General features: G+C 42.4%; 27 protein-coding genes and 1 pseudogene. 6 read left to right on the top strand and 22 right to left on the bottom strand.

Annotation, left to right across the window (positions count from 1 at the left end):
- Positions 1 to 281 precede the first annotated feature (281 nt).
- The 3 genes from ABHC48_RS12200 (at position 282) to ABHC48_RS12190 (ending at position 2,058) form a co-directional block, all read left to right on the top strand.
- Positions 282 to 794, top strand: a complete 513-nt coding sequence (locus tag ABHC48_RS12200) for a sigma-70 family RNA polymerase sigma factor (RefSeq protein WP_195699656.1) — start codon at positions 282 to 284, stop codon at positions 792 to 794.
- Positions 795 to 1,289 (top strand): hypothetical protein, encoded by a 495-nt coding sequence (locus ABHC48_RS12195; protein ID WP_187566129.1) that lies wholly within the window; start codon positions 795 to 797, stop codon positions 1,287 to 1,289.
- Positions 1,290 to 1,359: 70 nt separating this feature from the next.
- Positions 1,360 to 2,058 (top strand): hypothetical protein, encoded by a 699-nt coding sequence (locus tag ABHC48_RS12190; RefSeq protein ID WP_195699631.1) that lies wholly within the window; start codon positions 1,360 to 1,362, stop codon positions 2,056 to 2,058.
- 68 nt (positions 2,059 to 2,126) lie between these two features.
- Here the strand turns inward: ABHC48_RS12190 and ABHC48_RS12185 are convergent, their stop codons facing one another.
- The 11 genes and pseudogenes from ABHC48_RS12185 to ABHC48_RS12135 all read right to left on the bottom strand — a co-directional run bounded on the left by ABHC48_RS12185 (position 2,127) and on the right by ABHC48_RS12135 (position 10,522).
- Positions 2,127 to 3,122 (bottom strand): biotin--[acetyl-CoA-carboxylase] ligase, encoded by a 996-nt coding sequence (locus ABHC48_RS12185; protein WP_334285796.1) that lies wholly within the window; start codon positions 3,120 to 3,122, stop codon positions 2,127 to 2,129.
- The gene (locus tag ABHC48_RS12180) at positions 3,112 to 4,101 is read right to left on the bottom strand and encodes a WYL domain-containing protein (RefSeq protein ID WP_195477749.1); all 990 of its coding nucleotides are present in this window, start codon (positions 4,099 to 4,101) and stop codon (positions 3,112 to 3,114) included. Before ABHC48_RS12180 ends, ABHC48_RS12185 begins: the two co-directional genes overlap by 11 nt.
- A gap of 10 nt (positions 4,102 to 4,111) precedes the next feature.
- Entirely contained in the window at positions 4,112 to 4,369 is a 258-nt protein-coding gene (locus ABHC48_RS12175) for a hypothetical protein (RefSeq protein ID WP_148462181.1), read from the bottom strand.
- A 284-nt stretch (positions 4,370 to 4,653) separates the two neighbouring features.
- Complete coding sequence (locus ABHC48_RS12170; RefSeq protein WP_148462180.1) at positions 4,654 to 5,346, bottom strand: LrgB family protein; 693 nt, start codon at positions 5,344 to 5,346, stop codon at positions 4,654 to 4,656.
- On the bottom strand, positions 5,343 to 5,705 hold the full coding sequence (locus tag ABHC48_RS12165; RefSeq protein WP_118578807.1) for a CidA/LrgA family protein: 363 nt from the start codon (positions 5,703 to 5,705) through the stop codon (positions 5,343 to 5,345). The genes ABHC48_RS12170 and ABHC48_RS12165 overlap by 4 nt, the downstream gene beginning before the upstream one ends.
- On the bottom strand, positions 5,702 to 6,178 hold the full coding sequence (locus ABHC48_RS12160; protein WP_118578805.1) for a hypothetical protein: 477 nt from the start codon (positions 6,176 to 6,178) through the stop codon (positions 5,702 to 5,704). The genes ABHC48_RS12165 and ABHC48_RS12160 overlap by 4 nt, the downstream gene beginning before the upstream one ends.
- A 169-nt stretch (positions 6,179 to 6,347) precedes the next feature.
- Positions 6,348 to 6,809 (bottom strand): metallophosphoesterase family protein, encoded by a 462-nt coding sequence (locus ABHC48_RS12155; protein ID WP_118578803.1) that lies wholly within the window; start codon positions 6,807 to 6,809, stop codon positions 6,348 to 6,350.
- Positions 6,810 to 6,867: 58 nt separating this feature from the next.
- Positions 6,868 to 8,049, bottom strand: a pseudogene (locus ABHC48_RS12150) (endonuclease Q family protein); the annotation flags it as partial.
- 135 nt (positions 8,050 to 8,184) lie between these two features.
- On the bottom strand, positions 8,185 to 9,183 hold the full coding sequence (locus tag ABHC48_RS12145; protein ID WP_118578801.1) for a glycoside hydrolase family 5 protein: 999 nt from the start codon (positions 9,181 to 9,183) through the stop codon (positions 8,185 to 8,187).
- Entirely contained in the window at positions 9,183 to 9,749 is a 567-nt protein-coding gene (locus ABHC48_RS12140; RefSeq protein WP_226814855.1) for a SprT family zinc-dependent metalloprotease, read from the bottom strand. Before ABHC48_RS12140 ends, ABHC48_RS12145 begins: the two co-directional genes overlap by 1 nt.
- Positions 9,743 to 10,522 (bottom strand): HD domain-containing protein, encoded by a 780-nt coding sequence (locus ABHC48_RS12135; RefSeq protein ID WP_306467726.1) that lies wholly within the window; start codon positions 10,520 to 10,522, stop codon positions 9,743 to 9,745. Before ABHC48_RS12135 ends, ABHC48_RS12140 begins: the two co-directional genes overlap by 7 nt.
- A 370-nt stretch (positions 10,523 to 10,892) precedes the next feature.
- Between ABHC48_RS12135 and ABHC48_RS12130 the strand changes: the two genes are divergently transcribed.
- The 3 genes from ABHC48_RS12130 (at position 10,893) to nth (ending at position 15,110) form a co-directional block, all read left to right on the top strand.
- Positions 10,893 to 11,789 (top strand): AraC family transcriptional regulator, encoded by an 897-nt coding sequence (locus tag ABHC48_RS12130; RefSeq protein WP_226836606.1) that lies wholly within the window; start codon positions 10,893 to 10,895, stop codon positions 11,787 to 11,789.
- Positions 11,790 to 11,930: 141 nt separating this feature from the next.
- Positions 11,931 to 14,189, top strand: coding sequence for a glycogen/starch/alpha-glucan phosphorylase (locus ABHC48_RS12125; RefSeq protein ID WP_195699630.1), 2,259 nt, complete (start codon positions 11,931 to 11,933; stop codon positions 14,187 to 14,189).
- Between the two features lie 282 nt (positions 14,190 to 14,471).
- Positions 14,472 to 15,110 carry an endonuclease III gene (gene nth, locus ABHC48_RS12120; RefSeq protein WP_187566123.1) on the top strand — a complete coding sequence of 213 codons (639 nt, stop codon included), beginning with the start codon at positions 14,472 to 14,474 and terminating at the stop codon, positions 15,108 to 15,110.
- Positions 15,111 to 15,207: 97 nt separating this feature from the next.
- Here the strand turns inward: nth and ABHC48_RS12115 are convergent, their stop codons facing one another.
- The 11 genes from ABHC48_RS12115 to fabK form a co-directional block, all read right to left on the bottom strand.
- Positions 15,208 to 15,978, bottom strand: a complete 771-nt coding sequence (locus ABHC48_RS12115; protein WP_148462177.1) for an ABC transporter permease subunit — start codon at positions 15,976 to 15,978, stop codon at positions 15,208 to 15,210.
- Entirely contained in the window at positions 15,953 to 16,990 is a 1,038-nt protein-coding gene (locus tag ABHC48_RS12110) for an ABC transporter substrate-binding protein (RefSeq protein ID WP_195699629.1), read from the bottom strand. Before ABHC48_RS12110 ends, ABHC48_RS12115 begins: the two co-directional genes overlap by 26 nt.
- A gap of 195 nt (positions 16,991 to 17,185) precedes the next feature.
- A complete protein-coding gene (locus tag ABHC48_RS12105) occupies positions 17,186 to 17,623 on the bottom strand; it encodes a MarR family transcriptional regulator (RefSeq protein ID WP_330382748.1) in 438 nt (145 codons plus the stop codon).
- A 99-nt stretch (positions 17,624 to 17,722) separates the two neighbouring features.
- Positions 17,723 to 19,483 (bottom strand): acetyl-CoA carboxylase carboxyltransferase subunit alpha, encoded by a 1,761-nt coding sequence (locus ABHC48_RS12100; protein ID WP_195699628.1) that lies wholly within the window; start codon positions 19,481 to 19,483, stop codon positions 17,723 to 17,725.
- Positions 19,473 to 20,837 carry an acetyl-CoA carboxylase biotin carboxylase subunit gene (locus tag ABHC48_RS12095; RefSeq protein ID WP_195699627.1) on the bottom strand — a complete coding sequence of 455 codons (1,365 nt, stop codon included), beginning with the start codon at positions 20,835 to 20,837 and terminating at the stop codon, positions 19,473 to 19,475. Before ABHC48_RS12095 ends, ABHC48_RS12100 begins: the two co-directional genes overlap by 11 nt.
- A gap of 36 nt (positions 20,838 to 20,873) precedes the next feature.
- Entirely contained in the window at positions 20,874 to 21,302 is a 429-nt protein-coding gene (fabZ, locus tag ABHC48_RS12090; RefSeq protein ID WP_118578791.1) for a 3-hydroxyacyl-ACP dehydratase FabZ, read from the bottom strand.
- A gap of 121 nt (positions 21,303 to 21,423) precedes the next feature.
- A complete protein-coding gene (gene accB / locus ABHC48_RS12085; RefSeq protein WP_195699626.1) occupies positions 21,424 to 21,960 on the bottom strand; it encodes an acetyl-CoA carboxylase biotin carboxyl carrier protein in 537 nt (178 codons plus the stop codon).
- Between the two features lie 106 nt (positions 21,961 to 22,066).
- Positions 22,067 to 23,305: a beta-ketoacyl-ACP synthase II gene (gene fabF / locus ABHC48_RS12080; RefSeq protein ID WP_195699625.1), complete on the bottom strand. Its 1,239-nt coding sequence runs from the start codon at positions 23,303 to 23,305 to the stop codon at positions 22,067 to 22,069.
- Entirely contained in the window at positions 23,302 to 24,042 is a 741-nt protein-coding gene (gene fabG, locus ABHC48_RS12075; protein WP_195699624.1) for a 3-oxoacyl-[acyl-carrier-protein] reductase, read from the bottom strand. Before fabG ends, fabF begins: the two co-directional genes overlap by 4 nt.
- Positions 24,043 to 24,190: 148 nt before the next feature.
- Positions 24,191 to 25,117, bottom strand: coding sequence for an ACP S-malonyltransferase (gene fabD, locus ABHC48_RS12070; protein WP_195699623.1), 927 nt, complete (start codon positions 25,115 to 25,117; stop codon positions 24,191 to 24,193).
- Positions 25,110 to 26,048: an enoyl-[acyl-carrier-protein] reductase FabK gene (gene fabK / locus ABHC48_RS12065; RefSeq protein WP_118578783.1), complete on the bottom strand. Its 939-nt coding sequence runs from the start codon at positions 26,046 to 26,048 to the stop codon at positions 25,110 to 25,112. Before fabK ends, fabD begins: the two co-directional genes overlap by 8 nt.
- Position 26,049: the final 1 nt, after the last annotated feature.

Raw genomic sequence — 26,049 nt, 5'->3', positions numbered from 1 at the left:
TTAGTCATTTCAGGACGTGTTCAAAATATGCCGCAATCTCCCACAAAGTGTGACGCACACCTTGCATAAAGCCTTTTCAAACACGCTCTAGCCCATCCGATATCTATGAATTCTCTCATGCAAGCATGGCTCATTCATGGTTTCCATCCGGGACTTTTATAGTAAAAACACCTTGCAAAATAGTACCAGCTGAATAATTACAAAATTTTTATTTATTTTTGAAGAACTTTATCAGGCAGTCGCGTTATAATTAGAGAACGGACAGGAAGGAGGCTGATAACATTTCACAGGAAGAATATCTGGAATATCTGATTGACCAATACCAGAATCTGATATATTCCATATGTCTGAAATCAGTAGGTAATCCTTTCGATGCAGAAGACCTCACTCAGGAGGTATTCCTGTCTGCCTACAAAAGTCTCGCCCACTTCGATGGGCTTTATGAAAAAGCCTGGCTTAGCAAAATTGCAGTACGCAAATGCCTTGATTTCCTAAAAGCTGCCGGACGCCGTTCAATTCCAACGGAAGATATTTATTTCTCACAGCTTCCTGATCTGGAGAATCATTCTTCCCCAGAGGAACAGTATCTGCAGTCTGATTCGGAACAGCAGGTATTTCGGATATGCAGCGGCCTGAAAAGTCCTTACAAGGAAATTGCCATTGCTCATTTCTGTAAACAGATGTCCGTAACAGAAATATCGCAAAAAGAAGGCAAAAACCCTAAGACCATTCAGACACAGCTATATCGTGCAAAAAACATGTTGAAAAAAATATTGGCAGAAAGGAGCGATTAAATGCATATCAATAGTAATGACCTGAATAATTTTCAAAATGAAGAGATGAACACTGATGAAATCATTGCATTTCTGGAACATATGAAGCACTGCGACTACTGTCTTAACCAGCTTGCGGACGAATATACAGATCATGCATCCTCAGCTCCCGCCTATCTGAAAGAAACAATTATGGAACGTGTTACAGCTCCTGATATTCAGATACAGAAAACAGCAGCGGATGCTACCTATAAAATGCGGTTTTTCTATGAGGGACTCCGCACTGTAGTCGGAGTCGTACTTGCACTGGTTATGTTGTTCAGCCTTGGGCAAATGGACTTCGTCTCGCCTCAGCTTCCGCAGTCCACAGCCAAATCATCTGAAACGCGCCGGGAAATTAGAACTTCATTACGTAATTTTTCAAATGGAATTACAGATGGAATCTCTGATGCTCCCCAGAAAGTTGTCAACTACATTAATTCTATTTCAAATACAATAACAAACGGAGGTAACTAACATGCAAAAACAAAAAAAGGGATTCCTACTTTTTATCTCTTCCCTGATTCCTGGTGCGGGAGAAATGTATATGGGATTCTTTAAGCAGGGAATCAGCATTATGACTCTATTCTGGGCTATTATCGCAATTGCCGGAGGGCTTAATATCTCCTCTCTGGTTATCTTTCTTCCTGTATTATGGTTCTACAGTTTCTTCCATGTTCATAACTTGAAAGAACTGCCGGAAGAAGAATTTTACGCGATAGAGGATAACTATATTCTGCATCTTGACCGTATATTTCAGAATAATATCAGGCTCTCGCAAAAACATATTAAAATTGCGGCAATTCTCCTGATTGTTTTCGGAGTTGCTGTTTTCTGGAATGGTTTCCGTGATCTGCTCTTCTGGATTTTACCAAATTCTCTGGCTATTATTATACAGGATATCATGTACCAGATTCCTTCTGTTATCATTGGAATTCTGATCATCGTTGCCGGTTATCAGCTTCTTACAGGAAAAATCAAAAGCATCTCTCCTGACGAAAAAGCTGATTGTAAAAAAGATGTGTCAGAACATTATTGGCAGCCATATCGTCCTTATCAACAGCCTGTTGATAACAGCGCTCCACAAATGAATACAAAATCAGCACCTGCCTCAACAGTGTCTTCAACAACACAGCCAGATCAGAATGCGGATAATGTAATAAAGAATACCGATATCAAAATTTCGGATACTACTTCAGTTCAACCATTCATTACTGCTGAGCCAGACAATAATTCTGCAAAATAGAGTAACTATTCCAATAAAAGTCAGGTATCTGCCACATAATATTTCTAATAACTTTACCGCCGATAAATTTATTTTATCGGCGGTATTTTTATTGAGATTTCTCCAAAAGCCAGCTTACTCTGAGTGCCATCAGTCTCCTGAACCAGCAATTTCCCATCTGGACAAATCGCTAATGCTCTGGCACTTCTGCTGCTTTTATTATCTGTAATTGTAATTTCATTTCCTGGAACAATATTATGTTCCACGTATTCTTCCGACAATTTCAATTCCCGGGTTTCTTCCAGAAGATAGTTCACAATCTGCGCTGCAAGGCGGTTCCTGTCCGCAGTTCTGGAGGATTGTTCATCTTCGTAGATTCCTCCGGCAATTTCCTGAAGCTCTTTGGGGAATTGTTCCTGCTCAGCGTACAGGTTCAGCCCAATTCCTACAATTGCAAATTCTATATTTCCACTTTCAAAATCTGTGACCGCCTCTGTAAGAATACCACAAACCTTACGGTTATCCTTGTACAGGTCATTTACCCATTTAATTCCAAGTTTTACACCGCATACTTCTTTCACAGCCTTATACACTGCAGTAGCTGCTGCAGTAGTGATCAGAAGACTGCCCTCCAGTGTCCCCTTCGGTTCCAGAATAACACTGAGATAAATCCCACTGCCTTTAGGAGAATAAAACTCCCTGCCTCTTCGTCCTCTTCCTGCTGTCTGCTCCATGGCAACAACAAAAGAGCCGTGTCCAGCCATTCCGCTCACAGCCAGCTGCCTGGCCTCCAGATTGGTAGAGCTGATTGCATCAAATATTTTTATCTCAACCTGTGGATCCTCCAGAAAAAGTCTGATTCCCTCTGCTGAAATCAGATTACTCTCTCTTGCAAGCATATATCCCTTATTCGGTCCGGCCTCAATGGGGTATCCTTCCTGGCGCAGACTGTTCACAGCTTTCCAAACTGCGGCTCGTGTACAGGAAAGCTCCCTGCCAATATCCTCGCCAGATAAAGTTTCACCTTTATGCTGTTCTAATAACTCCAAAAGTCTGGATTTAACCGTCATGTTTTTATCCTTCATAATTCTCCAGGGCTTTTCTTAAAAAATCCCGGTATTCTTTTCGCACATTCTCCGGTGAAATCACTCTCACGCTATTTCCAAGGGCAGCAAGCCAGCCATAAAACTGTGTACTTACATTCACCTGTACCCTGGTGACGGAGTGCTCATTGTCCTTGGACATGATCATAATATCCTGCCCAAATCGATCAATCATTACACCCACAAGATGGTTCTCAAATTCCAGATTAACTTTCTCTTCACGGCCTCCAAACATTCCAAAAGTACCGGCAGCAAATCTGGCACTGTCAAATTTCCGGAAGAGTTCGGCACCATTTCTTGCTTCATTCTCTGTAAGGATCTTCAACATTTTATCTACGCGGTAATGCTTCACAATGCCACTCTTCTCATCAACTCCTATCAGATAATAATTACCATCCTGCCATATCATCTGCCATGGACTGATCTGATAGCGAGCTCCACCTTTCTTCAAATGTTTCTCCTTGGACACTGTCCATTCTGTATACTGGAAGCTGATCTGTCTGTTCTGTGAAATTGCTCTGTGTATCTCATCTACATTATAATAAATGCTCTCGTTTGTATTCTTCACCTGATCCAGTACGATTGCCTGCCGCTGCAGGTCTTTGGCCTGATAAATACTGGTAAGGTGCTCCAGTTTCTGGATCAACTGCCGCGATTTCCCAACAGTAAGAAATCTGGAAAACTGAACAGCATCTACAAGAAGCTTCAGCTCTGCAGTCTCAAACTCACGGGTTGCAAGATAAAAACCTGACGGTCTCTCTCTTCGATTCATAATATCCATTCCAAACACACGCAAAGTCTCTATATCGTCATATATCGTCTTCCGCTCTGCATGAATTCCCAGACTCTCCAGATAGGAAATCAGATCTTTCACACTCATGGGATGTGCCTCATCTGTTTTCTCAGAAAAGACTCGCATAAGATATAAAATTTTCAGTTTCTGCTGGAAAGATTTTGGCATATCCTTACTCCTATTTATCTGTCAATACTGCTACGACTCCAGAATATAATACCATAAAAGCAAAGAGCAGAGCAATAAGATCTGCACCATGAAAATCATAATTAAAGATCATAGCTCCCCCGATCATGAGCTCCAACGTAATAAAAAGTCCCAGTATCATGGCTGTGCTCCCGGAAAATTTCCTGCCGCGGCTCTCCTGTGTATCCTCCATATATCCCTCTGCAAGGGCAGCTCTTCTGCTGTTAATATTTCTGCCTGATTTCCACATAATATCTCCTCCGTTTCCCAAACTCCAATATCATCCGCCATCAAATACCGAACGTATTTTCCGAACATATTTTCTTTATGAGACTAGTCTACCACAATATCAGTCCTATAAAACGGTATGAATCAATCGTTTTCGAATATCTGTTCGTTTTTAAGTGATAAAAAAACGTCTGAACCTGTTTCAAACAGAATCAGACGTTTTCCTTTTTACAAAATCTAAATGAACATGTCTACAGGCTTATTTATTCGCTATACTTTCATAGTAGTTAATCCACAAACATGTTTTTACATAAATCCAGCGAACACAGAAGCGGCAATAACAGTAAGAAGTCCGGCAACGGCAATTGCCAGGCTGCTCATAGCACCTTCTACAGGACCCAGTTCCATTGCCTTAGATGTACCTATGGCATGGGCTGAAGTTCCAAGTGCCAGACCTTTCGCGATAGGCTCCTCAATTTTTGCCACTTTAAGGACTGCCTCCGCAATCACATTTCCCAGCACACCAGTGATAATAATAACTGCAACCGTGATCGTAACAAGTCCGCCAAGTTCTTCCGATACACCCATTCCAATGGCTGTAGTAATGGATTTCGGAAGCAGAGTAACATACTCCGAATGGGAAAGTCCAAACAGCTTTGCAAAAATCAAGACACTGACCATACTTGCAAGTACACCGGAAACAATTCCTATAACGACAGCTTTCAGATTCTTACGAAGCAGAGTAAGCTGTCTGTAAAGCGGTACCGCAAGACATACTGTAGCAGGAGTAAGCAGATAACTAATATACTGACCGCCTGCATTGTAGGTCTTATAATCCACCTGCATAAGCTGAAGCATTCCCATTACACATAGAATTGCAATCAAAAGAGGATTAAACAGCGCCATTTTAAACTTTTTCTTCAGCAAAAGACCGACCTCATATCCAGCCAGACTTAATGCCGCCCCGAAAAACAGGGAATTTTCTATAAAATTTATCATTTCTTATCTTTCCCCCTGTCCTTTCTGATCACAAACTGAGTACTGCGTCCAGTAACTACCATTACAATGACGGTTGTCAGAATTGTTATGAGCACAACAGGAAGCCAGATTGGCTGCAGATCACCCCACGCTTCCAAAAGTCCCACACCTGCAGGAACGAACATAACCGGCATAATTTCAACCAGAAAATCTGCTGCTTCCTCTACCTGCTCAAGTTTCAGAATTCCGCTTGCAAGTGCTCCAAGCATCAGTACAAGACCATATACACTGGCCGGTACCGGAAGAGGCAAAAGGATATGTAATCCCTCACCCAACGCTGAAACCAGCAAAATAATACAAAATTGCCTCAGATACTTCACTTTTTGTCTTCCTCCTCGCTGTCTCCACAAAGAAGTTCATTTGCAATTTCCAGATAAGGCTGAAGCTCCTCAAGAGAAGCCCTGCCATTTCGCTTCATCTTTGTAATCCCTGGATACTGTGCAGGGATGGATCTTGTCATATTTCTGTCACCGTAGATTTTCACCATATCTCCATTTTCCAAGGTATCCCCGGCTATTAATTTATCATTTTTGTTATAAATTCCTTCCTTGGGAATCGCTGCCTTGAAAACAGTTTTTTTATCCATATCTACGAATACCATTTCCTTCAGTATATCTCCGGCTTCCACATAAATAGCTCTTATGGCTTCATTTTCCAGACGGGCTTCCTCCTGTTTGTCTTTCTGTGCCTGTCTGGCAACCAGATTCCAGAACGAGCCGCCTACTACGCCAAAGATCACCAAAAGAATGACAATTCCTACAATGAATTTTACATCGATTTCTTTTTTCTCCACTGCAAATCCTCATTTCTTTCATGGCTTTTTCTTCTGCCCTATTATACATTATCTTGTTAAAATTGCAATGTCATCTTTCGACAATTCTCTCCCCTGTTTTTCCCAATTTTTCTACAACATAATTGTAAAACTGTGTTCTGGATATTCCTTTTTTCCACATTGCAACTGTTCAGAGCACGATTTTTTCCACCTGCCAGCTGCCGTTTTCCACGGTCATAACTGCCATGGTCACGTCTCCACCAAAGCGGCTTCTGCCGCAGCTTCCAGGGTTCAGCCACAGCCTTCCGTCAATTTCTTTTGCAAAATACTGATGACTGTGTCCAAAAATCACCACCTGGGTATCCCCTAACTCCCAGGCAACATCTTTCCTGTCATGAACCATAAAGAATTTCACATTTCCAACTGTAAAGTTCAAGCTTCTTCGCAGATTCTGTGCCCAGTATCCATCATTGTTTCCTCGCACTACATATAAAGCGCCCAATGATCTTATAGTATCCAGAAGCTCCGGTCTGTCCACATCTCCAGCATGAAAAATGCAGTCACAGGACTGTAATATGTCCAGAACTTCTGTCCGTAAAAGACCATGTGTATCTGAAATAATTCCAATTTTAATTCTCTTATTTTCTATCATTTCACCGTTCCTTATACCACATTCATCTATATTTTTTCAAAAAACAGCCTTTTCCTCAAAACAGACAGATTTTCCCATACTCGCCGTCAAATCCAGGTTTACAGATTACTTCTCTGTTTCTAAGTTTCCGAATACCTGAAGCAATCATGTGACTACTTTCTTTCTCAATATCCGCAATGGGAATTTCCCTTAAAATATCAAATTCATTTCCCAGTTTCTGAAGCATCTTTTCATATTCACCAGTGACTGTTTTGGTGGTTACAGCCTTTCCAACACAGGCAGAAATCACCTCAGGAAGAGGTACAATGCTCTCAAAAGGTCTGGCATTTTTTCTCACAAACCCATTTTCTCTATCAGCCAGATCCATAATTCTGTGATTCACTCCCATAGTCAGTTTTTTCCCACATATAGGACATATTCCATGATACTTTTCTGCTTCTTCCGGACTCAGACAGATGTGACATTTTCTGTGTCCATCATAGTGATATTTTCCCTCTTCCGGGAAAAATTCCAGTGTTCCAAGAAAACCTTTTCCATATTGGACAGCACCATAAAGTCCCTGATAGGACAATTCAATGTCCAGTAAGTTAGCCTCTCTTCCAAGCTTTGATGGAGAATGTGCATCTGAGTTTGAGATCAGCTGAAGTCCATCAAGTGCAGATAAACGCCAGTTCATAGGTGGATCTGAAGATAATCCCGTTTCCACAGCATGAACATATGAAGTAAGATCTTCAAAACATTCTTCCATGGTATCAAACCCTGATGCGGCACCAAAAAGCCCGAAGTGGGGAGTCCAGATATGTGCCGGAACCAGCATTCCATCGGCACAGTTTTCCAGTAAAATTTCCAGAAGATCGTGACAATCAAGTCCCAGTATTGGCCTTCCGTCTGAGTGAATATTTCCAATCTTTTCCAGTCTCCCAGCTATTTTATCTGCTTCTTCAAGGCCGGATAAAAGAAGTACATTATGCACCTTGCGGCACTTTCCATTCTTCTTATAGATAGAACTGATCTCCCCTGTAATTACGAAACGGGGAGCTCCCCCAGGAAGCATTTTCGCCTCTTCCAGAACATATTCATCTCTTAACCGATACAGTCCACTTTCTGCCGGAACCAGCTTTTCTTTCAGTTCCTCCCGCCAGGCAGGATGGGTAAAATCACCGGTTCCCACTAAAGAAATTCCTTTTTTTCTTGCCCACAGATCCAGATATTCCGGGGTTCCAAGCTTGCTTGTTGCCATGGAATATCTGGAATGAATGTGAAGATCTGCGATTATTTCCACTTAATTAACTCCATTTCAGTCATTTATATTTTGATTTGCAACTGCTCAAAATTCTCAAAACTATAGAAAAAAACACTTTCCAATGTGTTCTTTTTATTTCTTTTTATACCAGTTTGTAATCCATTTTCCTGCTGCTGTCAGATTCTTTGAGGACCATTTTCCTGTATTACTGCAGCCGGATTTTATAAATGCAGAGCTTTCTGCCTTATTTGACAGGCTCCATGCCATATAGCTGATATTGTTTTTATCCAGGAAAGTCAGCCACTTTTTTGCTTCAGCTTTATCAAGTCCACCATTTCCAGAAGCATCACAGATACTAAACTCGGATACAAATAACGGCAGTCCTTTATCAAGGGCAGCCTGTGCTTTATCTCTCAGCCATTCCTTATGTGTTGCTGCGTAAAAGTGCAGGGTGTACATTACGTTTTTCCTGTATTTCTTACTAACCGGGGAAAGCGCAGCCTGATCTACATCCTGTGACCAGTTGGGCGTTCCTACCAGAATCACAGCTTTTTTGTCATAGGTGCGGATACCTTTTATAATCTTTTCAGCGTATTTTTTTATTGTACTCCAGGATGTTCCTCCATTTGGCTCATTACAGATTTCGTAGATCACATTGGTATTATTTTTGTATTTTTTTGCCATTTTTTTGAAAAACTTCAAAGCTTCTTTCTGATTTTGCTGAGGGTTTCCATCACTTAAAATATGCCAGTCAATAATCACATACATACCTGCATTTGTGGCATATTTTACACCGTTATCAATACACGCTTCCAGCTTACGCCGATTGGATGCATCCCCGGTACAATAGCCGTTATATTCAGCAGTATACATGGCAAGACGCACTGCATTTACCTTCCAGTTTTTCTTCATAAAAGTAAATGCACTTTGATTTACATACTCTGGATACCAGGACAGACCATGGGTGCTGATACCTCTAAGCTGTACTTTTTTCCCACTGCTGTTTACAAGCTGTGTGCCTTTTACCTGTAATCTGGGAAGCTTGGACGCAGCCGCTACCGGTACACAGAATGCACATAAAAATACGATTGCAATAAGCAAACCGAACCATTTTTTTCCTTTTTTTCTCATTAAAAACCCTCCTCCATTAATCTCCAGCCGTTGTCTTTTAGCCACTTTTGTCTTTCCCGGTAATCTGGAAGGATCTTCTCAACTTCTTTCCAGAATGCCTGGGAATGGTTCATTTCCCTACGGTGGCAAAGCTCATGGACCACCACATAATCCAGCACCTCAGGAGGTGCCAGAATTAACAGCCAGTTAAAATTCAGATTTCCATTTGCGGCACAGCTTCCCCATCTTGTTTTCTGTTGACGCAGGGTAATTTTCCCATAGCTTACCCCTAACTTTTCTGCATAATATGCCACTCGCCTTGGAATTACCACGCAGGCTTTATTCTGCAGATGCTGTCTTTCCAGGGCAGACAGCTTTTGTACGTTCTCCTTCTGTGCATCTCTTTTCTGGATTTTTTCCAGATTTTTCAGGATCCATTCTTGTTTTTCTTCCACAAATTTCTGAATTTTTGCTTCGGAAAGACGGAGAGGCGCGCGTACAACAACACTGCCATCAGCCTTAATTTCCAGGCTCATAGTTTTGCGGCTGCTGCGGATGATCTGGTAGGAAATCTGAGAGCTCAGCATAGGATTTTCTCCATGTAAGCGTTCATTTGCTGCTCCAGTATTTCCATCTTTTCCCTAGTGTCTTTCTCCTTATATTCCAACCGCTTTATAATCCTGGAAATGTAATCCTTTTCTTTCATGATCCGCCATGTTTCCTTAAAATTCAGGTCATAATACTGCGCTGCATAGGATACCCAGTAATCTACGGATGTAATCCGGTCAGGAGATGAAACTGCCTCTTTTCTCAGGCAGGATTCCCATACCTTTGGAGATATTTTGCCTTCTCCGGCATGCTCCTGAGGGACACCGATCATAGCCTCCACAGAATCCACCAGCTTCACTCTGCAATTGTCCAGCTTGTCTGCATCGCGGATCATTTTTGCGTGGAAAAGAGTTCTTTCGTCCTGAATTCCTTCCAGCCTGAAATCACTGTGTCTGGCAATTGCCACGCGAATGAGCTCATCATAGCTTCGGTCTTCTATGAATCTGCTGATCATCGGATTTTCTCCCTCAAATAACAGTTGTACACCGAATGCAGCGTGATCCATAGTGTCCGGTGAAAAGCTGTTATAAAGACGAAGCTGTTGGAATCTTCCAATATCGTGAAGCAGGGCAATAAGCTCCGCAAGCTGTTGGTCTTCCTCATTCAAATGCATTCTGTGACCAATTTCACGAGCACTTTTTACCACCCCATATGTGTGAATGATTTTTAATTTTATCTTTTCATCTTCTCTGTCATATCCATTTAAATAATCCTCGAAAACGCCTCTTGCATGTTTAAAATCTATCTTCAAAATGCCTTCCTTTCCGCTGTATCTTTTGCACATCCAGAGCGAATATTAAGTAACCGCTTTTGTCAATGTGCAGATACTGAACAGCAGCTCTTTTAATCCTTATTATAAACCACCTGGTTTTCTTTTCCAATAAAAGCGTCAGATTTTCGAAAATTTCTACAGACTTGCGAAGGTTTGACGCATAACGTATAATACAAGACAATGATAACATATATTAATTATAAGCAAACAAATTTCGCTATTGTTTACATTTCGTTACGGTTCACTGGTAACGTTCCGCGAGGCGTTTTTGTGAACAAAGTTCATAGATAACACAATTCTGCATGCTTCGTGAAGCTTGTGGATAATACTCATTTTCAGGGAGGATGCCATGGCAGATAAAATACCTGATATTTCACCAAACGTAGACGAAACCATGAAGGAGCTTGAAACCCATGGTTCTTTTGAGCTGCCAGTAGAAACTTATACAGATAATTGTGAGATTTTCCGCTCCTTATACAACCACTGGCATAAAGAAATGGAGATCATCTGTATTGACAAGGGAAACGGGCTTGCAAGGCTTAACCGGGAAACACTGCGTCTGAAAGAGGGAGATCTTCTCATTGTCAACAGCGGTGTTCTGCATGGAATCAAGTCAGATTCCAGACATATTTTATATTACAGAAGCGTGGTGTTTGACCTTAGCTTTCTGGCGGGTCCTGCAGGGGATCTCTGTCAGGAAAAAGTAATCTCCCTGCTTATGGAGAACCGGGCAGAATTCACCCATCTGATCACTCCTGCCAATGAAAATTATAATAATATTTTCCATCTTTTCTGCGAGATCCATAAATGCCACAAAGAAAAACCGCCCTTCTATTATATGAAGCTGAAAGGACTTTTCTATGGGCTTTTTTATGAAATGCTGGCAGGAAATTACATCATTACTACAGATGCCGAACAGAACAGGAATCTTTTATCTGTAAAAAAGGTCCTGGACTATATCAGTGCCCATTACCGTGAGCCTCTGTCTGTAAAGGAACTGTCCGGTCTTTCCAATTACAGTGAATTCTATTTTATGAAGCTGTTCAAACAGTATACCGGAAAAACAGCAGCAGCCTACCTGAATGACTACAGACTTGAAAAGGCAAAGTCCCTGCTTTTGCATACAGATGCATCTGTGACGGACATTGCTCTGGATGTAGGTTTTAACAATACCAGTTATTTTATAAAAAAATTTCAGGAAGCCAATCAGCTGTCCCCTCACAAATTCCGCAAAAAAATGTCATAACAGAACAGTTTTGTTGTATTTTTCTAAGAGATGCATATGCTAATATAACACCATCAAACAAAGGTGATGTCCACGGCATCAGGCATACCGGTGGATTTCAGACGAGCATCATTCACACGCTCTCGAAAGGAGAAAATAATTATGAAAGCTTTAGAAACTATGATCCAGAACATGTTCCACAAAGACTGCGCAGCATGTACCGACCAGGAAGTATACGAAGCACTTCTCACCTATACAAAAGAGCAGTTAGCTGCAAAAGGCTATCACGATGGTAAGAAAAAAATTTACTATATTTCTGCCGAATTTCTCATTGGTAAACTTCTTTCCAACAATCTGATCAATCTTGGAATCTACGATGAGGTTGCAGAATTTCTGAAAAAAAATGGCAAATCTCTTGCAGAAATTGAATCCGTTGAGCCGGAACCATCTCTTGGAAATGGTGGTCTTGGACGTCTGGCTGCATGTTTTCTGGATTCTATTGCAACACTTGGACTTCCTGGAGAAGGTATTGGTCTGAATTACCATCTCGGACTTTTCAAACAGGTTTTTGAAGACAATCTTCAGCATGAAGTACCGAATCCATGGATCACTCCTGATTCCTGGCTGACTGCTACAGATGTAACTTATATGGTTCCTTTCAGAGGTTTTTCCCTGAAATCTACCATGTATAGTATTGATGTTGCAGGCTATGAAAACAAAGCAATCCACCTTAACCTTTTTGACATTGATCTGGCAGATGAGTCCATGGTTCATGATGGAATTACCTTTAACAAAAAGGATATTCTCCACAATCTGACACTGTTCCTGTATCCGGATGACAGTGATGAAGATGGACGTAAGCTTCGTGTTTACCAGCAGTATTTCATGGTCAGCAATGCCGCTCAGCTGATTCTGGATGAGGCAGTTTCCAAGGGAAGCAACCTTCATGATCTGGCTGATTATGCTGTCGTTCAGATCAACGACACTCACCCAAGTATGATCATTCCTGAGTTCATCCGCCTTCTTGGTGAGCGTGGAATTGACTTTGATGAAGCTGCTGAAATCGTTTCCCATGTATGTGCATATACCAATCATACAATTCTGGCTGAGGCACTTGAAAAATGGCCAATCCATTATCTGGAAGACATTGTTCCACAGCTGGTTCCGATCATCCGCAAGCTGGATGAAAAAGTAAAAGCCAAATATCCGGCTGAAAATCTTGCTATTATTGACAGCAATAATCTGGTTCATATGGCACATATGGACATTCATTATGGCTTCTCAATCAATGGTGTTGCAGCCCTTCATACAGAGATTCTGAAGAACTCCGAGCTGCATCAGTTTTATGAAATTTATCCTGAAAAATTCAATAATAAGACCAATGGTATTACTTTCCGCCGCTGGTTAATGTATTGCAACCAGCCACTGACCAAGTTTATTTCTTCACTTATTGGAGAGGGTTATAAGAAAGATGCCGATGAACTGAAAAAGCTTCTGGCTTACAAAGATGACCAGAAGGTTCTGGATCAGCTGCTTGAGATCAAGACAAATGCAAAGAAGATCTGCAAGGATTTTGTTCTGGAAAATACTGGCATCGAGATTGATGAAAACAGTGTTTTTGATATCCAGATCAAGAGACTTCATGAGTATAAACGTCAGCAGTTAAATGCTCTTTATATTATTTATAAGTATCTGGAAATCAAAGACGGAAAGAAACCGGAAAGACCGATTACTTTCATCTTTGGTGCAAAAGCAGCTCCTGCTTATTACATTGCAAAAGATATCATTCATCTGCTTCTGACTCTGGAAACCCTGATTCAGAATGATCCGGACGTAGCACCTTATATGAAGCTTGTTATGGTGGAAAACTACAATGTAAGTGCTGCTGAAAAACTGATCCCTGCCTGCGATATTTCCGAGCAGATTTCCCTGGCTTCCAAGGAGGCAAGCGGTACCGGAAACATGAAGTTTATGCTGAATGGTGCTATTACTCTTGGTACTATGGACGGAGCAAATGTTGAGATCAGCGATCTGGTTGGCAAGGATAATATTTATATCTTTGGTGAGTCCAGTGATGAAATTATCAAGCATTATGAGAAGATGGATTACAATTCCAGAGCAATTTATGAGGGAGATGCTGATATTAAAAAGTATGTAGATTTTATTGTCAGCGAGCCGATGCTGAAGCTTGGTAAAGAGGAACATCTGAGAAACTTCTATAACGAGCTTTTGAATAAAGACTGGTTTATGACTTTGCTGGATCTCAAAGATTATATTAAAGTTAAAGATCAGGTATTTGCAGATTATGAAGACCGTAACAGCTGGGCAAAGAAAATGCTTGCAAATATCGGTGAGGCAGGATTCTTCTCTTCTGACAGAACCATTGCACAGTATAATAAAGATATCTGGCATTTAAACTAAAAAGTGCATCCCGCGGCAGTATATATAGCTGTCGCGGGATTTTTTTTAACAATATTCACATTTTCACTCTGAAGTATTACTTTTTTCCGTTACTGTCCGCAGAGTCAACAGTGATCTTTTTCCCATTACTGTTCACTGGTAACGTTCCGCGAGGCGTTTTTTGTGAACAAAGTTCACAGTAACCTTTTTTCCTAAGTTCTTACAAAATAAAGCAGCATAAACTTGCAAAATCGAGGATTTCCAATTACAATGAATACATCATTCATGAAAGGATTTTACAAAATGACAAAGGAAGAACTCGCTCTTGAAGTGATAGATCGATTAAAGAAAGAATACCCCCTGGCAGATTGCACTCTTGATTACGACGAAGCCTGGAAACTGTTGGTTAGCGTACGGCTGGCAGCACAGTGTACAGATGCCAGAGTCAATGTTGTAGTGCAGGATCTGTATGCCAGATATCCGGACGTAGCCGCACTTGCAGCAGCTACCCCTGAAGAAATTGAAGCGATTGTAAAGCCTTGCGGACTGGGAAAAAGTAAAGCCAGAGACATCAGCGCATGCATGAAAATCCTGCATGAAAAATACCATGACAATGTTCCATGTGACTTTGACGCTCTTCTCGCCCTCCCTGGTGTAGGACGCAAAAGTGCCAATCTGATCATGGGCGATGTATTCGGTAAACCAGCTATTGTCACTGATACACACTGCATTCGTCTCACCAACCGGATTGGCCTTGTGGATGGAATCAAGGATCCTAAGAAAGTTGAAATGGCACTGTGGAAAATCATTCCGCCGGAAGAGGGAAATGACTTCTGTCACCGCCTGGTAAACCACGGACGGGAAGTCTGTACTGCCAGAACCAGGCCTTATTGCGACAGATGCTGTCTCGCTGATATCTGCGCAAAAAACGGAGTAGACTAAAGCAAAGGCTTTCTGCAGGATATGCAGGTTTTAAAGCTCCCTATAAAAAGGAAGCATTTTCGCCCGGATATTTTCTCGAAAATGCTTCCTTTTACGGTTATTCTCCCACACTTCTTCTCAACGCAAACATAAAAATCTTCTCAAATCCCACACTCACTGCAATAATGACAATTGTCCATGCAAACAGGTCTGGTGTCTCCAGATACACCTTGGCTTTGTATAATTTTTCACCGATGGAACCAGCAGGAATGCCGATTACTTCAGCCGCAATCCCCGCTTTCCAACAGAGACCAAGTCCCAGTTTACAGGCAGTAACTGCATATGGCATAACCTGGGAAAGATAGATAAATTGTAATTTTTTTCCCACTCCCGCTCCAAAGGAATCTGCCATCTCCAGAAGCTGTTTGTCCGTCTGCCTGATTCCTTCCAGAATATTTGTATATACCACTGGAAAAACCATGAGAAACGAAATAAAAACGGATAAGTTTCTGGATGGGATCCAAATCAGGCACAGAATGATAAAAGAAGCAACTGGCGTAGCTTTTATCACCATGATCAATGGCTCCATCAGCACTTCCACAGCAAAAAAAGCAGAAGAAAGCGCCGCCAGAACCGTTCCCAGGATCAAAGCCAGAGAAAATCCCAGTATAATCCTTACGAAACTGAACACCACAGATTTCCAGAAATCTCCCATTACAATCAATTCGGTAAGTCTCTTTATAACAGAAACAGGAGATGCCAGAAGGATCTCCTGTTTCAGCCACATACTGGTCAGCTGCCATACCATAATCCATACAGCAGCTGCCACAATTTTATAAAATATCCGATATTTTTTTGCCTTATCAGCGTTTATAATAGAAGTCCTCATCTGGTAACTGACCTCCGATTGTTTCCGGATTCTGCTCATTTAGTGTGTTCAGATAGCCGGAAAGAATGGTCTGCATTTCGTCGCCCTCCATAAATACAATACTGCATTCCGGAATGGCTTTTGCTGCAACTTCTGCCGGAATAATATCATGGTTTCCAATGATCTGGGCAGCTGCTTCTGTATCAGAATTTACAAATTCTACAGAGTCCTTATATGCATCCATAAACGCATCAATATCTGCTTCATGCTCTTTCAGATAATCATTTCTGGCAATTACAACACCTGTTACCAGCCTGCTTCCATCTGTTGCAGAAGACTCCCAAAGCTCATTCAGGTCAAGGGCCACACGAAGGTTCGCATTTTTCATAAGTGCAGTGGTTACAAAAGGCTGTGGAAGAAGTCCAACTGCTGTCTGGTCTTCTGCAAGCGCTGCTACAACCTCTGCATGCTCAGACTTGTACTCAATGGTCACATCCTTCTCCGGATCCAGTCCATTAGACTTCAGAACAGAGTTTAACGCATACTCCGGAGTCGCACCTTTACCACTGGCATAGATCGTTTTTCCCTTTAAATCATCTACAGACTGGATGGAATCACCATTCTCCACCAGATAAAGAACACCAAGAGTATTTACTGCCAGAACGCTGACGTTTTTATCTGTTTTCTGATATAAAACGGAGGCTAAATTGGATGGAACAGCTGCTACATCTACCTGTCCCTGAACGATCATTGGGACAATTTCATCTGGAGATGCAGCAAGGGAAAACTCGTAATTCTCATCGTCCAGAAGCTGTGCCATTCCCATTGCAGTAGGACCCTTCAGTGCCCCAATTTTCATTACAGAACTGTCTGAATCCGTCTCATCAGCCGGCTCTTCTGATGTCTCATCTGCCGCTTCCGTTTCTTCATTCTGTTCTTCTGCCAATACAATATTTGCGCTTCCAATACCTCCAGCCATTGTTCCAACACCAAGTGCAGCGGCCATAAACCATGATAATGCTCTTCTCTTCATAGAATGTCCTTTCCGGATCTTTACCTGATCCCATCAGTTCGTAATAGAAAATATACTGCTGCAGCAGTCAGATATTTGTCTCTTGGGTTTATAGCCAAACTATGTGTGTCATAATCATTATCCAGATCAAAATATGGGATTCAAAAAAGAGAAGTTCAGCTTTATCACAGTCAAAATGCCCCGGTTCTACCCATATCATGCTTTATACTGCCTGAAGAAAAGGGTCAGACTGTCCAGGGCCTTGGCAAGGACAAGCGCTTCCTTCTCGTCCAGTACATCAAGCACTGCATCTGTCATTTTGCGGTGAAATTCCGCATGGTGATGATATGCCTTTCTTCCTTTCAGGGTGAGATGGATAAATACCACACGGCGATCCTGCTCACTTCGCTCCCTTGTGGCGTATCCCTTTTTTACAAGGCTGTTCATGGAAGTAGTCAGGGAACCTACAGTGATATTCAGTTTGGCCGCAATGTCGGACATTTTGTTCCCACCAAGGCCTACAGCTTCAATAATATGCATATCATTATTCGTGATATCCTTATATTCTTCCGTAATGATTGCCTGCTCTTCCAGCTCCATAATCTCGTTAAACAGATGTACCAGTACATCATTAATAACTTCCCTGTTCTCCACTCTTTTCTCTCCTATAATGTGACAACATTATTTTCTATAAAACATTCAAGCAAATATTTACGGTAAGTATATCACAATTTGATATGTTTTTCTACAATTTTACAAATTTCGAAAACGCTTATAGCGCTTATTCAGTAATTTTTCCGGATCAAGCAACTGATAAGTTTCCAGGAATTCTTCTATTCTGTTTTTCAACTCTTCCATGGTATCTGCCATATTTTCTCTGGTAAGAGGCTGATTCTCAGGGATTACCTGCTCAATAATTCCAAGGTTCTTCAGATCTGTAGCTGTCAGCTTCATTACTTCTGCCGCTTCCTTTGCCCGTGTGCTGTCTTTCCACAAAATAGATGCAAAGCCTTCTGGTGAAAGAATTGAATAAATGGAATTCTCCATCATCCAGACCTGATCACCTGCGGCAAGAGCAAGGGCTCCACCGCTGCCGCCTTCTCCGATTACAATAGAAAGCACCGGAACTTTAAGGCTTGAGAGCTCATACAGATTTCGGGCAATTGCCTCTCCCTGGCCCCGTTCTTCCGCCTCCAGTCCACAGAATGCCCCAGGTGTATCCACAAGGCAGATCACTGGTCTGTGGAACTTTTCTGCCTGCTTCATAAGACGCAGGGATTTTCGATAACCTTCCGGAGAAACCATGCCAAAATTATGGGCAATATTCTCTTTTGTACCATTTCCTTTTTCCTGGACAATCACAGTTACAGGCTTTCCTGCCAGGTATGCAATACCGCCAACCAGAGCCGGGTCATCACCAAAAAGTCTGTCTCCATGAAGCTCTGTAAAATAATCAAACAACCATGGAAGATAATCTTTTCCTGTTGGGCGTTCTTTGCTTCGTGCAAGAGAAACATGCTCCCAGGCAGATTTTTTTGCTGTGATTTTCGTCGTAAAATCCACATTCAATTTGCTGTTTACAGACATGCTATCAGCTGAATCAGATTTTTTTACAGAAATATTCTCTGCATTTTCCTGCCCTTCCATACTTTCTGCGCAGTCATTTTTACAGTGCATTTTCAAGAGTCTGGCCAGTGTTTCTTTCATGTTCTTTCGTTCTGCAATCTGATCAATAAATCCATGTTCCAACAGAAATTCTGAACTCTGAAATCCTTTAGGAAGCTTCTGCCGGATCGTTTGTTCTATCACTCTGGGACCTGCAAAACCAATTAATGCACCTGGTTCTGCCAGGATAATATCTCCCAACATGGCAAAGCTTGCTGTCACACCACCGGTAGTTGGATTCGTAAGGACGCTGATATAAAGAAGCCCGGAATCGCTGTGTCTTTTTAAAGCTGCGGAAGTCTTTGCCATCTGCATCAGGGATACAATTCCTTCCTGCATTCTGGCACCTCCTGAGCAGGCAAAAAGCACTACAGGCAGACGTTCCTGTGTTGCCCTTTCCACTGCTCTGGCAATTTTTTCTCCCACATTTTCTCCCATACTAGCCATGAGAAAACGGCTGTCACACACTCCAAGCACTACAGATATTCCGCCTATTTTTGCCTTTCCTGTGACAATTGCTTCGTCCAGGTTTGTCTTTTCCTGAAGCTTTTTTACCTTCTCTTCGTACCCTTTATAGGACAAAGGATTACTTATTGGCATTACCTTATCCCACTCTTCAAAGGTTCCTTCATCTGCCAACATTTCGATTCTTCTCCTTGCATGAACACGGAAATAATTGCCGCAATGCGGACAGATATAGGCATTCTTTTTCACCTCATCTACAAATACAGCGGCCTTGCAGGCATTGCATTTCTTCAGCATACCATCCGGCACTTCTGGTTTCAGTTCTTTATCTGCACCTGCAGATTTGTTTGCAATTGTACGTTTAAAGGCATATCTAAGCTTCATTTACCTTCACTCCTCCGATCTGATGACTCTCCAGAAAGCCGATATCAAATACACCTTTCTGATAGTCCGGATCGTTCATAATTTCAAACTGATAGTCTACATTTGTATCAACACCCTGAATGATCATTTCTCCCAGAGCGCTTTTCATTTTTGCAATTGCTTCCTCACGGTTATTGCCGTGTACGATCAGCTTTGCAAGCATGGAATCATAATACGGTGGAATCTGATAACCATTGTAAATTCCTGTATCTACCCGGATTCCCTGGCCTCCGGGAAGATGAAGATCCGTGATTGTTCCAGGTGACGGGCGAAAATTTTTCCATGGATTTTCGGCATTAATACGACATTCTATAGCATGTCCCTGAATATGAATATCTTCCTGGGAAAAAGGCAGAGCTTCCCCGGAAGCAATCCTTAACTGCTCCTTAACCAGATCCAGACCGGTAACCCATTCTGTCACAGGATGCTCAACCTGAATACGGGTATTCATCTCCATAAAATAAAATTTTCCTGTCTTTTCAAGGAGAAATTCAATAGTTCCGGCATTTACATAATGTGCTGCTTTCGCCGCTTTTACTGCTGCAATTCCCATCTCTTTCCGCAGCTCTTCTGACACTGCCATAGAAGGAGATTCTTCAATCATTTTCTGATGATTTCGCTGAATCGAACAGTCCCTTTCTCCAAGATGCACTACATTTCCATGACTGTCTGCAAGGATCTGAAATTCAATATGTCTGGGATGTTCCACAAAGTGCTCGATATACATGGTTCCATCTCCAAATGCGATCTGGGATTCCTTCTGGGCTGTAAGAAATGCCAGTTCAAATTCCTCCGGAGAGAAGGCAGTTCTCATACCTTTTCCGCCGCCTCCAAGAGCTGCTTTTATGATGACCGGATAGCCGATCTGACTGGCCTCTCTTGCTCCTGTTTCCACATCCAGAATAGCTTTTGTAGTGCCAGGAATTACTGGAACTCCTGCTGCTTCCATGGTATTTCTGGCAATCTGTTTGTTTCCCAGATTCTGGATTACCTGTGATGGAGGTCCCACAAAAGTGATGCCGCACTGCTCACAAATCTGGGCAAACCTGGCATTTTCAGATAAGAAGCCAAAGCCAGGATGTATTGCATCTGCACCGGATACTATGGCGGCACTGATAATACTTTCCATATTCAGATAACTTTTAACAGAAGGTCCCGGTCCAATACAGATGGCTTCGTCTGCAAGCTGCGTATGCAGGCTTTCTTTGTCTGCCTCAGAATACACTGCAACTGCTTCTATTCCCATTTCCCGACAGGCGCGGATGATCCTTACGGCAATTTCTCCGCGATTGGCAATTAATAACTTTCTGATCATAATTTCACCCTTCCGAGTATCGTTATATATATCTATCTAGCCCACCATAAAAGTAAGTTCCGCTTTCACTACAACCTTTCCATCCACAGTTGCCACAGCCTCTCCAACACCCATAGGCCCTTTCTGTTTCATGACTTTCATTTCCAGTTTTAGCTTATCTCCAGGCTGAACTTTTCCTTTAAACCGGCACTTGTCAATACCGCCAAAGTAAGCAATCCTGCCTTTGTTTTCCGGCTTGGAAAGAATCGCGACCGCACCTGTCTGTGCCAGTGCCTCCACGATCAGAACGCCTGGCATTACCGGCTCCTGGGGAAAATGTCCTTTAAAAAAATCCTCCCGGAATGTGACACATTTATAGCCAACAGCAAATTCTCCCGGTTCATAATCTTCGATGTAGTCAACCAAAAGGAACGGGTGACGATGAGGAAGGATTTCCTCAATTTGTTTTATATTTAAGTGATTCATATCTGCTCCTATTTCATTGAAAAACAAATGTATTTATCCTATTTTTGATAAAATGGTCTGCGTGTCAAAAGGGATTCTGACCTTTTAACATGGATATTATAAAATTTAGCTTCTTTTTATATCAACGGATTACAAATAACGGCTGTCCATACTCTACAGGCTGACCGTTTTCAACCAGAATTTCTGCAACTTCTCCATCAAAATCGCTTTCAATATCGTTCATCAGTTTCATAGCTTCTACAATAGCAAGAATCTGTCCTTTTTTTACTATATCTCCCACTTTTACAAAGGCAGGAGCATCCTCAGATGGAGCTGCATAGAATGTTCCTACCAGAGGAGATTTCACAGTATTTCCTGTTGGTTCTCCGTTAGAAATCACTGTATCTGAAGCCTGTTTTTTCTCACTTGCAGAAAGTTCTTTATCCGCCATTTTTCTATCTGGAACCTGTTCCGAAATGCTATATTTTTCTCCATATACGAAACCTTTTTCTCCTGTTTCAGCACCCGATAATATGTTATTTTGCATGGTTCCAGGTATGATCACAGGTGCAATTTTATTATTTAAAGTCAGTTTCACTCCATCACCTTCATAGCAGAAAGACTCCAGATGAGAAGCTGATACATGGTCGACCAACTTTAATATTTGTTCAAATTCCATGATTTTTTCTCCTTATTTACAGCAATTTCTACAGCAATTCATACTTTAAATATAGCTTTTCAGTACCTTCACAGGCACAGGCTTCGCAAACTGATAATACTCACTTTCACCTGTATTTTTTCATTAAAAGTACTGCGTTATGTCCACCAAATCCAAGAGAATTGCTCATAGCATAATTTACTTCCTGCCGTGTTGGTCCGCCGATACAATAATCGAGATCCAACTCTTCTTCTGTCTCCTTTGTGCCTACAGTCTGATGAATAAACCCTTCCTCAATAGACTTCACACAGACAACAGCTTCCACACCTCCGGCGGCTCCTAAAAGATGTCCGATCATAGATTTAGTAGAATTGATTTTTACCTTCTTTGCCGCATCTCCAAGTGCTGCTTTAATGGCTCTTGTCTCAAAGAGATCGTTGTGATGTGTACCGGTTCCGTGCGCATTAATGTAGTCGATTTCTTCAGGTTGTACACCAGCTTCTTTCATGGCATCCGTCATAGCATGCGCCGCTCCGCTGCCGTCTTCAATCGGAGAAGTAATGTGGTAGGCATCGGCAGTTGCGCCATATCCCACTACCTCAGCATAGATCCTCGCACCACGTGCTTTTGCATGCTCAAGTTCCTCCAGAACAACAACTCCGGCTCCTTCTCCAATTACGAAACCGCCTCTTTCTTTATCGAATGGAATGGATGCACGATATGGATCCTGACTGGTGCTAAGAGCGGTCAGATTCGTAAATCCAGCCACACCAACCGGGCTGATCGCACCTTCCGTTCCCCCTGCGATCATAACTTCTGCATCGCCATACTGGATTGCACGAAATGCATCTCCGATACAATGTGTTCCAGACGCACAGGCAGTCACTACGTTGGTGCATTTTCCCCTTGCACCAAGAGCAATGGATACGTTTCCAGCGGCCATATTGCTGATCATTTTGGGAACAAGAAGAGGGTCAACCTTGGATGGTCCGCGCTGGATCAGTCTCTGATCTGCAGATTCCATTGCCTGAAGGCTTCCAATTCCGGATCCCACGATCACTCCGACACGGAAAGGATCTTCTTTTCCCATTTCAATTCCTGCATCTGCCATAGCCTCCTTTGCTGCAGCCACTGCATATTGGGAAAACAGTTCCATTCGTTTGGCAGATTTGAAATCCATATAATCTTTTGCATTAAAATCTTTTACTTCTGCCGCAAGCTTCACCTTAAAATCTGCAGTATCAAATCTGGTAATTTCTCCAATTCCTACCTTACCTGTTTTTACACTTTCCCAGAAGGCCTGCACATTATTTCCCACAGGTGTTACTGCTCCAAGTCCAGTCACCACTACACGTCTTTTACTCATAACATTCCTCCGTCTACGCACAAAACCTGCCCTGTAATATATCTGGCTTCCGGTGATGCCAGGAATGCTACTGCCTTGGCTACATCCTCCGGTTCACCATAAGTTCCCATAGGAATATTCTTCAAGGTTTCTTCTTTTACCTTATCAGAAAGTACATCTGTCATGTCCGTTCTGATAAAGCCAGGAGCAACGGCATTTACGGTAATTCCTCTTGATGCAAGTTCCTTTGCTGCAGTCTTTGTGAGACCGATCACACCTGCTTTTGAGGCTGCATAATTAGCCTGTCCGGGGTTTCCGCCGATGCCTACAACGGATGCCATATTTACAATGCGTCCGCTTTTCTGCTTCAACATCTGTCTGGCCACATGACGAATGCAGTTAAAAGTTCCTTTAAGATTTGTATCTATAACCCTGCAGAAATCATCCTCACTCATTGCCATCAGAAGCCCGTCTTTTGTAATTCCTGCGTTATTCACCAAGATATCTATCTGTCCATATTTTTTTACTGTTTCTTTAATAAAAGCACCGCAGGCATCAAAGTCAGATACGTTGCACTGACTGGTTTCAGCCGCACCTCCGGCAGCAATAATCTCAGCTTTCACTGCCTCCGCTTTTTCTTTTGAACCATTATAATTTATAACTACAAATGCTCCCTTAGCAGCAAGCTCAAGAGCAATCGCTCTTCCGATTCCACGGGAAGCACCTGTTACAACTGCAATCTTTTTTTCTGCATTCATTCCTTGTTTTACTCCTGTAAAGTCAGGTGAATATCATATTTTTCCAGCACGACAAACACTAACTTTTCCTTTGTTAACCACTTCTGAATTGCTCCGTATCGGCTGCTTCTGATAATACCTGTATTGTTTTAATTAACTGTTTTTGATCTTATTTTCTACTGTGTATAAGATCTGAAATCTGCTCAAGATCTTCCACATTCTGAATATTATAGGTCTTCATTTCCGGCGCTATTTTCTTCATAAAACCAGCCAGAGTCTTTCCAGGGCCAATCTCTACGAAGGTATCCACACCCTCCTGAATCATCTTTTCCACACTCTGCTGCCAGAGAACAGAGGAAGAAATCTGCCTTGCAAGAAGATCTTTTGTCTCTCTGATGTCTGTCACATACTGGGCAGTCACATTGGTCACATAAGGAATCTTCAGACCGGAAAATTCCACTTTTGACAGTTCTTTTTCCAGTTCTTTTCCTGCATTTTGAAGCAAAGAGGAATGAAAAGGGCCACTTACTGCAAGGGAAAGTACACGCCTTGCACCGGCTTCTTTCAGCTTCACAGAAGCTTCTTCTACAGCGGGTTTTGGTCCTGTGATAACAATCTGTCCAGGGCAGTTGTAATTGGCAATTTCAGCCTTTGTTCCTGCAATTGCGTTCTGGATCTTATCTGCATCAAGACCTATAACAGCTGCCATAGAGCCTTCTCCTGCCGGCACTGCGTGTTCCATAAGGATTCCTCTTTTTCGCACAGTTACTATGGCATCTTTCACACTCATTCCACCTGAAACAGCAATGGCACAGTACTCTCCAAGGCTTAATCCGGCAGTTATATCCGGATGAAGCCCACACTCCTCCACCACTTTTTCCATTGCAAGACAGGTGGTTACCAGTGCTGCCTGCGTATATTCCGTAAGGTTTAATCTGTCATTTTTTTCAAAGCAAAGAGCTTTCATATCCAGAGAAAGCCATTGACTTGCCTGGTCAAAAACCTGTCTGGCAGAGGGATACTTTTCATAAAAATCCTGTCCCATTCCAGCCTTCTGTGCTCCCTGTCCAGGGAAAAGAAATGCGATCTTACTCATAAATTCCAGTTCCTTTCAACAACGCATCCGTCTCTTTTACCAACTTTCTGATCAGTTCCTGACAGCTCATCTGCTCCTTCACAAGTCCTGCACTCTGACCAGCCATAACGCTTCCCATTTTCACATCTCCGTCTACAACAGCACGGCGCAGGCTGCCAAGCGTCATCTGCTCCAGTTCCTCAAACGGAACTCCTTCTGCCTCTTTTTTCAAGTATTCTTTTGTCATCTGATTGCGGAGAGCACGTACCGGATGACCGGTGGAACGACCGGTTACCTTTGTATCAATGTCCTTTGCTTTCAGTATCATATCTTTGTAATTCTGATGTGCCCAGCACTCTGTGGTTGCCACAAAATGAGTTCCCATCTGAACGGCTTTTGCACCAAGCATGAAGGCTGCTGCAATCCCTCTTCCGTCTGCGATTCCACCAGCTGCAATAACCGGAATGTTCACTGCATCTACGACCTGAGGCACCAGAACCATTGTGGTTGTCTCACCGATATGGCCGCCGGATTCACATCCTTCTGCCACTACGGCATCCGCTCCGCATCGCTCCATTCTCTTTGCGTGAGCCACAGAAGCAATAACCGGAATGATCTTTACTCCTGCTTCCTTCCACATTTTCATGTATTTCTCAGGGTTTCCTGCACCGGTTGTAACCACTGGAACTTTTTCTTCCACAATTACCTGTGCAATCTCATCTGCGTATGGACTCATCAGCATAATATTCACACCAAAAGGTTTATCGGTCAGTTTTTTCACCTCCCGTACCTGCTGACGAACCCAGTCTGCAGGAGCGCTTGCGGCTCCAATCAGCCCCAGCCCGCCAGCTGCTGAAACAGCTGCTGCCAGATGATATTCTGCCACCCAGGCCATGCCGCCCTGAATGATCGGGTATTCAATTCCAAGTAATTCCGTAACTTCTGTTTTCATG

The organism is Ruminococcus sp. 1001136sp1 (genome assembly GCF_039841815.1).
GTDB classification, from domain to species: Bacteria; Bacillota; Clostridia; order Lachnospirales; family Lachnospiraceae; genus Blautia_A; species Blautia_A faecis.
This window is presented reverse-complemented; position numbering and strand designations above follow the sequence as displayed.

Excerpts from the sequence above, each read along its gene's own strand:
- accB (WP_195699626.1), bottom strand. The coding sequence starts at position 21,960 with ATGGAATTTGAACAAATATTAAAGTTGGTCGACCATGTATCAGCTTCT.
- ABHC48_RS12095 (WP_195699627.1), bottom strand. The coding sequence starts at position 20,837 with ATGATCAGAAAGTTATTAATTGCCAATCGCGGAGAAATTGCCGTAAGG.
- fabZ (WP_118578791.1), bottom strand. The coding sequence starts at position 21,302 with ATGAATCACTTAAATATAAAACAAATTGAGGAAATCCTTCCTCATCGT.
- ABHC48_RS12195 (WP_187566129.1), top strand. The coding sequence starts at position 795 with ATGCATATCAATAGTAATGACCTGAATAATTTTCAAAATGAAGAGATG.
- ABHC48_RS12115 (WP_148462177.1), bottom strand. The coding sequence starts at position 15,978 with ATGAGGACTTCTATTATAAACGCTGATAAGGCAAAAAAATATCGGATA.
- fabK (WP_118578783.1), bottom strand. The coding sequence starts at position 26,048 with ATGAAAACAGAAGTTACGGAATTACTTGGAATTGAATACCCGATCATT.
- ABHC48_RS12140 (WP_226814855.1), bottom strand. The coding sequence starts at position 9,749 with ATGCTGAGCTCTCAGATTTCCTACCAGATCATCCGCAGCAGCCGCAAA.
- ABHC48_RS12175 (WP_148462181.1), bottom strand. The coding sequence starts at position 4,369 with ATGTGGAAATCAGGCAGAAATATTAACAGCAGAAGAGCTGCCCTTGCA.
- nth (WP_187566123.1), top strand. The coding sequence starts at position 14,472 with ATGACAAAGGAAGAACTCGCTCTTGAAGTGATAGATCGATTAAAGAAA.
- fabF (WP_195699625.1), bottom strand. The coding sequence starts at position 23,305 with ATGAGTAAAAGACGTGTAGTGGTGACTGGACTTGGAGCAGTAACACCT.
- ABHC48_RS12145 (WP_118578801.1), bottom strand. The coding sequence starts at position 9,183 with ATGAGAAAAAAAGGAAAAAAATGGTTCGGTTTGCTTATTGCAATCGTA.
- ABHC48_RS12190 (WP_195699631.1), top strand. The coding sequence starts at position 1,360 with ATGGGATTCTTTAAGCAGGGAATCAGCATTATGACTCTATTCTGGGCT.
- ABHC48_RS12180 (WP_195477749.1), bottom strand. The coding sequence starts at position 4,101 with ATGCCAAAATCTTTCCAGCAGAAACTGAAAATTTTATATCTTATGCGA.
- ABHC48_RS12110 (WP_195699629.1), bottom strand. The coding sequence starts at position 16,990 with ATGAAGAGAAGAGCATTATCATGGTTTATGGCCGCTGCACTTGGTGTT.
- ABHC48_RS12170 (WP_148462180.1), bottom strand. The coding sequence starts at position 5,346 with ATGATAAATTTTATAGAAAATTCCCTGTTTTTCGGGGCGGCATTAAGT.
- ABHC48_RS12130 (WP_226836606.1), top strand. The coding sequence starts at position 10,893 with ATGGCAGATAAAATACCTGATATTTCACCAAACGTAGACGAAACCATG.
- ABHC48_RS12125 (WP_195699630.1), top strand. The coding sequence starts at position 11,931 with ATGAAAGCTTTAGAAACTATGATCCAGAACATGTTCCACAAAGACTGC.
- ABHC48_RS12185 (WP_334285796.1), bottom strand. The coding sequence starts at position 3,122 with ATGAAGGATAAAAACATGACGGTTAAATCCAGACTTTTGGAGTTATTA.
- fabD (WP_195699623.1), bottom strand. The coding sequence starts at position 25,117 with ATGAGTAAGATCGCATTTCTTTTCCCTGGACAGGGAGCACAGAAGGCT.
- fabG (WP_195699624.1), bottom strand. The coding sequence starts at position 24,042 with ATGAATGCAGAAAAAAAGATTGCAGTTGTAACAGGTGCTTCCCGTGGA.
- ABHC48_RS12155 (WP_118578803.1), bottom strand. The coding sequence starts at position 6,809 with ATGATAGAAAATAAGAGAATTAAAATTGGAATTATTTCAGATACACAT.
- ABHC48_RS12100 (WP_195699628.1), bottom strand. The coding sequence starts at position 19,483 with ATGAAGCTTAGATATGCCTTTAAACGTACAATTGCAAACAAATCTGCA.